A 12255-nucleotide genomic window follows, 5' to 3' on the forward strand; every position below is an offset into this window, starting at 1 on the left:
GGTGCAGGAAGCGAAGCGTAAGTAAATTAAACTTGCAATTGTGAGTTTGGCATGATATGATAACTCTTGCTGCGGAGAGGTACCCAAGAGGCCCAAGGGGGCTGACTCGAAATCAGTTAGGCGTGTCACAGCGTGCGTGGGTTCGAATCCCACCCTCTCCGCCACTTCAGCAATTATATACTTAAACTTTGAGTCCTACGTTTTGATACGGGGACTTTTTTGTGTCTGCATACTTCGGTGCGCAGTCCAGATACAGGCATGCAAAAAGAGAGACCTTCTCAGGTCTCTCTTCCAGAGGCAGTACAGCAATGATGTTCGGAAGTCTCTGTCTATAGCCACTACTGTGATTGGGTATTGGAACCCGTGCTACGATAGCTGCTGAATTCAGAATCCCTGTGATCGTGTTCGTCTGCGACGTTCAACGGAACCACACCTCTCTTTTGTACTGCCTGGGTCTAGTATGTGCCGCCTGCAGGGTTTTATACCTGGCTGCACCAAATTAATGGACGCGGGCCTTCTCGACTTTTTTCCACTTGCGGTTCTGGTTGGTGGTTTCAGGGAAGGTGTCGCCTTTCTCCATCGTGATCTGCTTCGGATTCTGAATCTCGGTGTGGAAGCTCCGTGCTTCGCCTACTTCGGTGTAAATGCCCGGGTTGGGGGCTTTGTCGCCCTTTTCGTATTCCGTTTGTTCGCCCATTGGTGGATACCCCTCCTGTTATAGAATGATGAAGCCGTTATATTGTTGCCCTGGCTAGCAGAGATTACTCTGGGGTTCTTACGGAATCCGGCAACAGTTTTTTCTTGGGTCCAGCATCTGGAACGTATTAATAAAACTTGCAATCCTCTGCCCGATTTGGTATATTGATTTGGTGCGAGTCTATGTTTGTGCTCGTTCCTTGCTCCTGACCTGATTAGGGGCCTCAGACCATAAGGAGGTGAAAATTATGCGCAAATATGAAGTCATGTACATTATTCGTCCTGACATTGAACAAGAAGCCGTTCAAGCAGCAGTCGAAAAATTCCAAGGCATCATCTCCAACGGCGGAGAAATTACAAAGCACGACGTACAAGGTAAACGCCGTCTTGCGTATGAGATCAAGAAACATCGTGATGGCGTTTTTGTTTTGGTTAACTTCAGTGCAGAACCTGCAGTAGTTACTGAACTTGAGCGTATCATGAAGATTTCTGACGAAGTAATTCGTTATCTCATTACGAACGACGTTGCCTAAGATATTGACAAGCTTTGTAACGAATCGCGCTATTAAGGAGGGGACCTAATTGTTGAACCGTATCATTCTGATCGGTCGGTTGACCCGTGACCCGGAACTTCGTTATACTCCTGCTGGTGTTGCCGTAACACAGTTTACGCTTGCCGTAGACCGTAACTTTACGGGCCAGAATGGTGAACGTGAAGCGGACTTTATCCCGGTAGTAACCTGGAGACAGCTGGCTGAGACCTGTGCCAATTACTTGCGCAAAGGAAGACTGGCAGCCGTAGAAGGACGCATCCAAGTACGGAATTACGAGAATAACGAAGGCAAACGTGTATACGTTACTGAAGTTATTGCCGATAATGTCCGTTTCCTGGAATCCGCGCAGAGCCGTGAAGGCGGAAATGCATCAAGTGGTGGAAGTATGCCTGAAGAGCCAGCCTTAGGTGGCGGCGGTAACGGTGGGAACAGTGCTCGCGGAAATGGAAATAACAATAATTTCTCGCGTAACAACAATACCCAAGATCCTTTTTCGGGCGATGGAAAACCGATCGATATATCGGACGATGATTTGCCATTTTAATAAGGAAGGACTGAACTGAACATGGCTTTCAAACCAAGAGAAGGTGCGGACAACGACAAAAGACCGGCACGTCGTGGTGGACGCAACAAGCGTAAAAAAGTGTGCTATTTCACTGTGAACAAGATTACTCACATTGATTATAAAGACACTGAGCTTCTTAAGAAGTTCATCAGCGAACGCGGAAAGATTTTGCCGCGTCGTGTAACGGGTACTAGTGCAAAATACCAACGCGCTCTGACTATTGCTGTAAAGCGCTCGCGTCAAATCGCGCTGCTGCCTTACACAACAGAATAGACGTTTTATGAAGCAGCCGGCTTAGCCGGCTGCTTTTTTTAGTGCGCCTTACAGTCGCATCATCTAGGTGGTTTAAATCCACCCGGTAACTTTACCCTTTAAAGTGCCGTAGCCGAAGCAGACATCCGTCAACCGAAGGTAGACGGATGGGCAGGGTGTCTTCCGTGAGGAAGAATCCGAAGGGCCTGCAGGCAAAGTCCAGCCCGGAATGCAGTGAACCAGAGGTGGCGGCGATGCTGGGCGACCCGCCTAGAAAACGGGGAAACTTATACACAAGTGTATATTCTACAGGAAAACAAACAAAGGGAGATGACCTGTAGGACTCATCGACGTGATTAGGGTCAGGATGGATGGAACAGAAGATGCAGATGACTGAGGGAAGTCTCGTAGTCTCCTTGGTGCAAACGCGGATAAGGTAGGGGCGGTATAACCGAAAGGGAAAGCCAAATCGAAGGGCTGCGAGATGGCGGATCGTTCCGTAGTAGTGAGGAAGTCCAGGCCAATGAAAGCTGGTAACAGACTGGAGGGGAAAACCTGGACGAGTATGTGCCCAATTTTTTTTTTTTTAGGGCAAGTAGCCAGGGAAAAAAAAAAGTGGTGTCGCATACCCTGCTCTCACTCCAAAAGAGGAGAGACAGAGGCGAAGGGAACGTGCTTCGTCAAAGCTTGTGAGTGTTCGTGAGTGGAGATCGTAAACGTCTTAAACCAGCGAGGGTTTGACCGAGAGGGTACGTCCCGCCGAGAGCGAAAGAACGCTTGGGGATGAGGCGAACTGGCGACCTGAGTACATCCAAAGGCAGCAGGAGCGATTGAGGTTTTTTTTTCTAACACGTAGTTGCCGGGATGGAACGAGCAAGGAATCGATGCTCTGTAGCGAAAACAAGACCAGCTTGGTGAGTAACGGTAAAGGTGGTGAAACACCAATGAAACCGAAAAGACGTTACTACTCCTTAATCGATAAGGTATACCAAATGAACAATCTGCACGAAGCGTGGCTATCGGTGAAGAAGAATCAAGGAAGTGGCGGTGTGGACGGCGTCAGCATTGAAATGTACGAAAAGAATCTGCACATAAACCTAAGGGAACTCCAGAGGTTATTGCAGCAGGGTCGTTACGTACCCGATCCGGTGCGCAGACGTTATATCGAGAAGGAAAATGGGAAATTAAGACCGCTAGGCATTCCCACGGTCCGGGATCGAATCTGTCAGCAAGCCGTCCGTCAAATCATTGAGCCTATCTTCGAAGAGGATTTTTACTATTATAGCTTTGGTTTTCGGGCAGGATACTCGACGCATCAAGCCATACGGACTATTCGGAGAGCCAAACGAAACGGATATGAACATGTGGTAGACCTGGATATTGTATCTTTCTTCGATGAAATTCCACACGAAGGACTCATGGAGAAGGTGCGAGAGAGAATCACCGACGGAAAAGTGCTGACGCTCATTCGCGGATGGCTAACGGCGGGAATCATGGAAGATGATCAGTTCCATGAAACAGAAATCGGGTCTCCTCAGGGCGGAGTGATCTCGCCGCTCTTGGCGAACATCTATCTGAATACGTTTGACTGGGGAATGAAGGAGCAGGGTTTTGCTGTAGTAAGGTATGCGGACGATGCGGTGATCCTATGCAAGACCAAGGAGCAGGCAAAGACGGCATATCTGGCGGCAAAGAAGATACTGGAAGAAGACCTGCGTCTACGGATGCATCCGGAGAAAACAAAGGTTGTGGATTTTGATGAAGGATTTCGTTTTCTGGGTTTCGACTTGAAGAGGGATTATGTGACCTTGCCGGACGCGAAAGTGAAGAAATATAAGGATAAAATCCGAAACGCGACCCGTAGGCAACAAGGAAATAATCTGGAGAGTATGCTGGGGAAACTAAACGAAATCATCCGAGGCTTTGGCAATTATTTCGGGATAGGAAATGTGAAGAAGAAGTTTGAACGTCTAGATCAATGGATGCGAATGAGGGTGCGAGCCTTTATACGTCAAAAGAAGTCTACGGTGTCAAACCGGCTGATTCCAAACAAGGTATTGGAATCAGCGGGAATGGTATTTCTAACGAGTTTACTCACCACACGTTCCTAATTCAGGAGTGAAATAGGCAATCCGGCGACGGATGAAGGAAACTCACTCCTGAAGATGGGGAACTGACGAAGGAAAGCCGTGTGCGGGAAATCCGCATGCTAAGAATTTATATGTTTTGGGGTCCCCGCAAAGTACCTGAGTCATCATCGAAGCTAAAGCCCCACTTTGTGGGGTTATTTTGTGGTTTTAACTGGTGACCAAAAGGTGATGAACTGCTTCACTCTCAATTGACAAACAGATTCCAGATGTAGTAAATTACAGGTATCCTATAACTAAAGGGGAAATTTTGATGTTGGTGAGCGTTCTTAACTAAGCAATTTCATATCGTTCCGGCTCTTAGCCGCCCCATGCTCTGATTGTGCCAGGGGCATGTCTTGTTAGAGTCTGTCCTGGTGACGTCTCTGACTGAATAGACCGCGGGCTGCTGGAATGAATGATTTAGTTAAGAACACACGCGAAGCGTCATGATGGCCTCTTTATCCGGCTATTGTTCTCTTTGTGATTAACCGTGCTCTTTGCAGCACGGTTTTTTCTGTTTTCAGGGGTCTTCCTAAAAGGGGCGGGACTCTGAAGCCAAAGAGGATAAGTAGCAGCAAAAAGAGGGCGAAGACTGCCGTGGTGGCGGTTCTTTGCCCTCTTTTTGCGTTATGCGCAGTGGATTGGGATAAGAAACATACTTGTATACAAGGAGGAATTCAGATTGAATCTACAAAGTCTGCACACACTGGAATATGAGACGATTAGGCAGGAATTGATGCGTCATGCGGTATCTTATGAAGGAAGAAGGTATGTCAGCGAGCTAGAGCCGATGATCTACCTGCCGGCCATACACCGGGCGCTCGAGGAGACGCAGGAAGCGAAGGAGCTGCTGGAGCGCGGGGCCAGTGTGCCGATTCCCTCGCTGGAGGGTATCGAATGGGTGCTGTCGCTGCTCGGTACCGGATACATGTATAATGAGCAGGATTTCACAGCAGTCTCACAGTTTCTGAACAGCTGCGGACAGCTGAGGAAGTACATGGCCGCCAAGGAGCAGATTGCGCCGCGCATCGCCGCTTACGGGGCATCACTACAGGAGTTGAACGGGGTCCGGGATGAGATCGAACGTTGTATCCGGCTGGGGGTTATTGATGACCAGGCCAGCAAAGGGCTGGAACGGGTTCGCAAACGGTTGGCTGCCGCCAAGGAGCGCCTGCACCGGAAGCTGGAGGGCATCATGAACCGCCACAAATCCATTTTGCAGGATAGTCTGGTCAGTATGCGCGGCGGCCGTTATGTCATCCCGGTGAAACGGGAGTATCATAAGCAAATCAAGGGCTCGGTGCTGGACCAGTCCACCAGTGGGCAGACGGTATTCGTCGAACCGGATGAGGTAGCCTCATTACAGGGAGAGATCGGGTTGCTAGCTGCCGACGAGGCCCGTGAGGAAGGAATAATCCTGAGTATGCTGACAGGGCTGTTAGAGCAGGAGCAGGCCGCTATTCGGCTTAATATTGAGGTAACGGGCAGTTATGACTTTATTTTTGCCAAAGGGAAATACGCCCGGGTAATGGATGCGGGGCCAGTCGCTCTGAACGAACGCGGTTATCTGAGGATGAACGGCGGCCGGCACCCGCTGCTGAAGGAGATGGTGCCGGTCAGTCTGGAGCTGGGCCAGGGGTATAAATCACTGATCGTAACCGGGCCGAATACAGGCGGCAAGACGGTTGTGCTCAAAACCTTGGGGCTGCTCGTATTAATGGCACAGTCCGGCCTGCTGGTACCGGTTGATCCCGGCAGCGACTTTCCCGTCTTCACCAATGTAATGAGCGTAATCGGAGATGGACAGAGCCTGACACAGTCCCTGAGTACCTTCTCGGCACAGATGAAGAGTATTGAAGGAATGCTCTATGATGCCGGCAGAGGCGTGCTGCTGCTAATTGATGAGCTGGCAGCGGGCACAGACCCCGGTGAAGGGTTCGCGCTGTCCATCGCGATTCTGGAGGAGCTGAACCGGAAGGGGGCCAATATCGTGGTAACGACCCACTTCAATGAGCTGAAGGCCTTCGCGGCCGCGACGTCAGGCTTCGAGAATGCGCGCATGGAGTTCGATAAGAATACTCTGCAGCCGCTGTATCAGCTGACGATTGGCGAGGCGGGCGAGAGCTATGCGCTACAGATCGCCGAGAAGCTGGGTATTGTCCATTCCGTCATTGAGCGGGCGAAACAGCTCGTTACAGAGCAGCAAGGGCACAGAGGCGGCCACAGCCCTTGGAAGGACGCTATCAGAGCTGCACAGAGGGCTAAAGCTGCGGAAGCTGGAATACCCCCAAGAGCGGACAGCACAGCTACTGGAGAGCATGGACATGGAAATGGAAAGGATGCAGTACAGGAGGAGAATGTTCGGAAACCTGAATTTGAGGTAGGGGATGCCGTCTATGTCAGCTCGCTGGGGCGCACGGGAATTGTCTATGAGAGGAAGGACAGCCGGGGGAGGGTCGGAGTGATGATTCAGCAGCAGAAGCTGAGCATTAACCATAAGCGGCTGAAGCCTTATCTGTCCAAGGAGGAGCTGTACCCGGAGGATTATGATTTTGATATTATTTTTGAGAGCAAGGAGACCCGGAAGAAGCGTAAACTGATGCGGAAAAAGCATGTGGAGGGCCTGAGCATCATCCATCCCGGGGAGGAAAAATAAGACACTGCTGTACCTGGAGTCTGCCCGTCAGGGCAGGCTTTTTTCAATAAAGGAAGGGTTCTTGGCTGACCCAAAATAAATTAAAGACTTCACTTTACAGTGAATATTGTATATTCTCTATAATGTGGAATAATGAATTGTCCACAATCTGCATAATAGGCATTACAGTAAAATCTAGTGTAGAAACCGCTTACATTACTGTGTGGTCCAACCCGGGAGGGAAGAAATATATGTCAAACCGACTCATCGGCAGACTGATGCTACCGCTTGCGCTCTTGGTGGCATTGTCGGCATGCAATGGGCCAAGCCCGGCCGTCAAGAATGTTGTGGCGCGCCTTAGCCAAACAGCCGATGAACCCATTACAGGCGGAACTGTGACCTTTGGTTACCCGTCCACTTTTCAAGGTATCTTTGAACCAGCCTTTTTCGAAGGGGAAGATGATGCCAATGTGCTTGAGTTCACCACTGAGGGCATGTTTACCGTGAAGGATGATTTGTCTACGGCTCCTAATATCGCCAGCTGGCAGGAGTCTGAGGATCATACGGTGTTCACATTCACCATTAAGCCGGGGGTACGCTGGCATAACGGGGATGAGCTGACTGTAGAGGATTGGAAATTTGCCCTGGAGACTATCGCCAGCCCGGAGTATACGGGTTCCAGATACTATAGTGTTGAGATGATTAAGGGCGCTGAAGCATATCACCAGGGCCAGGCGAAGGAAATTACGGGGCTTAAGGTGATGGACCCTTATACGCTGCGCATTACAATGAATTCAGCACGGGTGAACGTGATTGATAATCTGTGGGCCTACCCGATGAACAAGCGATACTTCGAGGGAGTGGCAGTCAAGGACATGATGGACAGCGATCAGGTGCGCAAGCGGCCGATTGGTACCGGTCCGTTCATGGTAACCGGCATTGTGCCGGGCCAGACGGTGGAAATGAAACGGTTCGATAATTATTACAAGGGCGAGGCGCTTCTGGACGGGATTACGTACAAAGCGATTGACAACAAAGATATCACCGCTCTGCTTGAAGCAGGAACTCTGGATATGGCCACTTTGCCGCGTGATGCCTATGAGGCCGCAGGCCAACTGGACAATGTTCAGATTATGGTCACACCTGGACTGTCGTTTGAATATATCGGCTTTAAGTTTGGACACTGGGATGAGGCCAGCGGCCAGGTGGTAATGGATAATCCCAAGTTCCAGAATAAACATCTGCGTAAGGCGATGTATTATGCGCTTGACCGGCAAGGGATCATTGATCAATATTCCTATGGCCTGGGGACGCTTATTGAGACGCCCGTCCCTAGCTCCAGCTGGGCCAAGATAGCGGACGAGGAGATTGACACCTATCCCTATCTTCCAGAGAAGGCTGAGCAGCTGCTGGATGAGGCCGGATATCGGGATAAGGACGGGGACGGACTCCGCGAAGATCCCGGCGGCAAAAAGTTCGTTATTCATTATGATGCGATGAGCGGCAGTAAAACGGCCGAGGCGCGCACGGCAGCCATTCTCCAGAATTGGCGTGATGTGGGGCTGGATGTGCGGCTTAGCGGAGGAAGCCTGAAGGAGCTGAATGCCTTCTATGAAGCGGTGGAGTCAGACGATCCGGCAGTGGAGCTGTTCAACGGCGTATGGGGACTGGCCAGTGACCCTGATCCTTCGGGCTTATGGCGCGCTACCGATTCATGGAATTATCCCCGGTGGACCTCGAAGCGCAGTGAGGACCTGATCCGGGACGGAGTCAGCCTGAAGGCCTATGACAGGGACTTCCGCAAAGAGATCTATTATGAATGGCAGAAGCTGATCAATGATGAGGTTCCGATGATCTTTTTCGCAGAACGGTCGAATATTACTGCGGTGAATAAGCGGCTGCATGGGATAACGATGAACACCTTAAGCAATATCATCGATCCGCAGAGCTGGTGGATTAAGGATACTGAATAGGCTAGGGAAGATGGTCTGATCTGCTGCGTAGAGCGGCTGTACAGACTGTCTTTTTTTATTTTTCTGCCTCAAAAAGAATCAAAACGGTGTTTGCTGCGTCATATACTTTATGGAATATTAGTGGCATGGATGCTGATGTTGTCGTTATTTGTTGTTTCTTTTTAGTTGTGAAGTGATTACAATAGAAATATTGTTTATGTGTCAAAGCCGTTTTCCAGGTTTATTCTACAATTAGAACGACCCGAATCCCGGAAAGGGGGAATAATACAATCTGAAGCAGGGCGGCGCATAGCAGCAAGAACAGCCCACCCATGACTGCCCTGGAAGCCCAGGCGGCCATTGTAAATAGATTACAGCAATGATATGTACATTCCACCATAAAGAAGGAATTAATAATGATGAAAAAGATTAAAAAAATAAAGAAAAGATACATTGCGCTTATTCTGGTACTGGTGATTGCCGCCGGAGCGTTTCTGTTCCAGAAGCCGCTTGCTGTGCTGGCCTTTGACCTCTTTTTATCCGATCAGGTAGAGAAGAAGCTGACGGATGCATCCTATGTGCCTCTGGAGAATAACACCAGCAAGACACCAACTTCCGTTAAGGCTGAACCCGTGGCACTCAAAAACGATCCGTTCTCTCTGATGCTACTGGGTACAGATCAGCGGAAGAATGAAACCGCACGCTCCGATACCATGATGTATGCGGTGATCCGGCCGGAGGATTACAAGATTCTGCTGATCTCCATTCCCCGGGATACCTACACGGAAATCATCGGACATAACGGTGACAAGAAGGATAAGATCACACATGCTTACGCGTTCGGCGGCCAGCAAATGTCCAAGGATACGCTCGAAGCGCTGCTCGGCCACGATATTCAGTATTATGCCACTATTAACTTCCAAGGGTTGAAGGATGCCGTAGATGCCATTGGCGGAGTTCCGCTTCCGATCAAGAAGGATATTGTCAACAAAGGTGCTGACCATGAGAAATTCACGATCAAAGCCAATAAGTCGAATTACAGCGGGCAAGAGGCGCTCAACTATACGCGCTACCGTGAGGACAGCGACTTCAACCGGACGAAACGTCAACAGGTCTTTATTGATGTCGTAGCGAATAAAATGTTATCGATCAGCCAAATTGGCAATATCCCCGAGCTGCTGGACATTATGGGGGAGAATTTCAAAACGGATATTCAGCCCTCCATGATCATCAGTCTCGCCAAGAAGTTCATGGGCGGTAAGGATATGGATATCTCCAGCTTCACGGTGATGGGTGAAGGCAAGCGCATCGGCGGTGTCTACTACGATATTGTGAATGAAGAGGATCTGAACAAAGCCAAGGTACTGATTGACAACTGGATGAGTGCCAGTACACCGGTTGACCAGCTTATCGAACCAGGCAAGGCAGTGAACGCGCTGGAGCCTTCGGCTACACCCGCAGCACAATAAGGATTAGACCGGCCAGTCTTGCCGTTATAAAAACAGCAGCCATTCCCGCAGGTTAATGGCTGCTGTTTACTGTCTTCATGCTATAATGGAATGGAACTAATTGTGCGTGCAGGCGTATAAGTACGGTGGGCTTTAGTGTGCAAGGAAGGTAGAGTAACATTCCTTCGGAATTCTTTGAGGAGGATCACGAGATGAATATTGCGTTTTTTTTACTTCCGAAGCAGGAGGTTGCATGCGTTACCATGGATTCGACGCTGCGCCAGACCCTGGAACGGATGGAGTTTCACCGCTATACCGCAGTACCGATCCTGAACCGGAACGGGGAATATGCCGGAACGGTTACAGAAGGTGATTTGCTCTGGTACATGAAGGAGTCGGGCGGCGCGGTCACTTTTGAGAATGCTTCCAAATTTCTGCTCAAGGATGTACCGCTGCGGATGAACAATCTGGCGGTCTCAATTGATGCGGATATGGAGGATCTGATTAATCTGGCCAAGGTGCAGAATTTTGTTCCGGTGGTCGATGACATGAAGCGGTTCATTGGTATTGTACGACGGAGCCAGATTATTGAATACTGCGAGAAGTTTGTCTCAAGGCAATCGCTCGAATCGTTATAAGGGGACCAGGGCCTGTATTTCCGGCGAAACGGAATGCGGGCCTTTTTTGAAAGAATGAAGGCTATATTCAGGGGTGGTAGGCGTCCGTGTGGCTCGGAAATTTTTATGCTATAATGGAGAATAATGCTTTTTGCCGGAGGTAGAGAGACAGTGCCCAATGTGCCGAAGGATCTGGATGTGGCCAAACGTGCCAAGGTAATTGAGTGGTTAAAGACGGAAGTAATTGATCAAGTCTCAAGGTTATTCAAAGCGCTGTGGGAAGGCAGTACCGCGCGTGTCGGCGACAGTCTGGCCAGTCTGATTATGAGTTCGTACATCTTGGGGCGCAGACTGGGCATCCCTTATCGCGAGCTGGATGATTTACTGCTGGAGAAGCTGAGAAAGCACAGGCAGGAAGGCCATCAGCTGGAAGAATGGTACCAGGATATATCTGCATTAGAAGAACATATGCGTAAGAGGTGAATACTGTTGAAATTTCGCTGGACATCTGTGGCTTGGAGCATAGCTTATCTGTTGCTGCTGTTATCCCTGTCAACCCCGCTATTGCTTATTACAACATTCTTTATGATTATTCCGGCCATAGTGCTCTTCACGACCCTTAACACCAAGCAGTTCATTCTGCATCTGTTACCGGTCCTGCTGATTGTGGGCCTGATTACCCCGATGTATATCCTGATTGCGGCCTATTTCCTGATCCCGGCGCTTGTGATGGGACGATGGTACAAGAAGCGTGCTTCAGCGATCTCTACACTGATTGCCGGCATGGTCGCTATACTAGCCGAATTCCTGCTGATTCTGCTGATCAGTACGGCGTTCCTTAAGTTTAATTTATACGACTATGTCTACGATGTCCTGCGGACTTATACGGAGTGGCTGACAAGTATGGGGGCAAGCAATCCGCTGCTGTCCGAGATCGCTATCTCCTCCGATCAGATTGGACAGATGAGCTGGCTGACGATTCAGGCGATTCCGATGACGCTGATCCTCAGTGCCTTCGTGATTGCTGTCATCACCCATTCGATTGTCCGCCCTATTCTGAACAGTATGGGATATGCGGTACCCAAGCTGAAGCCGGCGCGGGAATGGAGACTGGCCAAATCCTTCATCTGGTATTATCTGCTTGGCGTAGTAATCAGCCTGTTGTTCGGCGCTGCAGACAGCGGCTTCATGCTGATGGTCTCGGCCAATCTGCTGCCGCTGCTGCAGATTGCGTTCAAGATCCAGACCGTCGGCTTCCTCTTCTTCCTGGTGCATGAACGGAAGTGGAGCAAGATCATTGCCCTTCTGCTGGCGATACCTGTAATTGCTCTGCCGGGATTCTGGATTATTGGTGTGGTGGACCTGGCGTTTCCGCTGCGGGAGCTTGTCAAGAAATCGAAACGATAG

General features: G+C 49.8%; 11 protein-coding genes and 1 tRNA gene. 11 read left to right on the top strand and 1 reads right to left on the bottom strand.

Features of this window, described 5'->3' with window-relative positions; translation table 11 throughout:
• Positions 1–73: 73 nt before the first annotated feature.
• Positions 74–164 (top strand) — tRNA-Ser (locus tag ACFSX3_RS07780).
• A 335-nt stretch (positions 165–499) separates the two neighbouring features.
• Here the strand turns inward: ACFSX3_RS07780 and ACFSX3_RS07785 are convergent.
• Positions 500–697, bottom strand: a complete 198-nt coding sequence (locus tag ACFSX3_RS07785) for a YjzC family protein (protein ID WP_209987382.1) — start codon at positions 695–697, stop codon at positions 500–502.
• 247 nt (positions 698–944) lie between these two features.
• Here ACFSX3_RS07785 and rpsF point away from each other — a divergent pair, with 247 nt between their 5' ends.
• The 10 genes from rpsF (at position 945) to ACFSX3_RS07835 (ending at position 12255) form a co-directional block, all read left to right on the top strand.
• Positions 945–1229 (top strand): 30S ribosomal protein S6, encoded by a 285-nt coding sequence (gene rpsF, locus ACFSX3_RS07790; protein ID WP_036699842.1) that lies wholly within the window; start codon positions 945–947, stop codon positions 1227–1229.
• Between the two features lie 49 nt (positions 1230–1278).
• Complete coding sequence (gene ssb / locus ACFSX3_RS07795) at positions 1279–1794, top strand: single-stranded DNA-binding protein (RefSeq protein ID WP_173134671.1); 516 nt, start codon at positions 1279–1281, stop codon at positions 1792–1794.
• Positions 1795–1815: 21 nt separating this feature from the next.
• Positions 1816–2088, top strand: coding sequence for a 30S ribosomal protein S18 (gene rpsR, locus ACFSX3_RS07800; RefSeq protein ID WP_036699837.1), 273 nt, complete (start codon positions 1816–1818; stop codon positions 2086–2088).
• Positions 2089–3011: 923 nt separating this feature from the next.
• Positions 3012–4178, top strand: coding sequence for a group II intron reverse transcriptase/maturase (gene ltrA, locus ACFSX3_RS07805; RefSeq protein WP_209987379.1), 1167 nt, complete (start codon positions 3012–3014; stop codon positions 4176–4178).
• A 700-nt stretch (positions 4179–4878) separates the two neighbouring features.
• Positions 4879–6852 carry an endonuclease MutS2 gene (locus tag ACFSX3_RS07810; protein ID WP_209987377.1) on the top strand — a complete coding sequence of 658 codons (1974 nt, stop codon included), beginning with the start codon at positions 4879–4881 and terminating at the stop codon, positions 6850–6852.
• A gap of 230 nt (positions 6853–7082) precedes the next feature.
• Positions 7083–8804 carry an oligopeptide ABC transporter substrate-binding protein gene (opp4A, locus tag ACFSX3_RS07815; protein WP_209987374.1) on the top strand — a complete coding sequence of 574 codons (1722 nt, stop codon included), beginning with the start codon at positions 7083–7085 and terminating at the stop codon, positions 8802–8804.
• Between the two features lie 395 nt (positions 8805–9199).
• Positions 9200–10252 (top strand): LCP family protein, encoded by a 1053-nt coding sequence (locus tag ACFSX3_RS07820; protein ID WP_209987371.1) that lies wholly within the window; start codon positions 9200–9202, stop codon positions 10250–10252.
• Between the two features lie 191 nt (positions 10253–10443).
• Positions 10444–10869, top strand: a complete 426-nt coding sequence (locus ACFSX3_RS07825; protein WP_036728036.1) for a CBS domain-containing protein — start codon at positions 10444–10446, stop codon at positions 10867–10869.
• A gap of 159 nt (positions 10870–11028) precedes the next feature.
• On the top strand, positions 11029–11331 hold the full coding sequence (locus ACFSX3_RS07830) for a MazG-like family protein (RefSeq protein WP_206105356.1): 303 nt from the start codon (positions 11029–11031) through the stop codon (positions 11329–11331).
• A 6-nt stretch (positions 11332–11337) separates the two neighbouring features.
• On the top strand, positions 11338–12255 hold the full coding sequence (locus ACFSX3_RS07835) for a DUF2232 domain-containing protein (RefSeq protein WP_209987368.1): 918 nt from the start codon (positions 11338–11340) through the stop codon (positions 12253–12255).

The sequence above is a fragment of the Paenibacillus rhizoplanae genome (genome assembly GCF_042684125.1).
Lineage (GTDB): Bacteria > Bacillota > Bacilli > Paenibacillales > Paenibacillaceae > Paenibacillus_AQ > Paenibacillus_AQ rhizoplanae.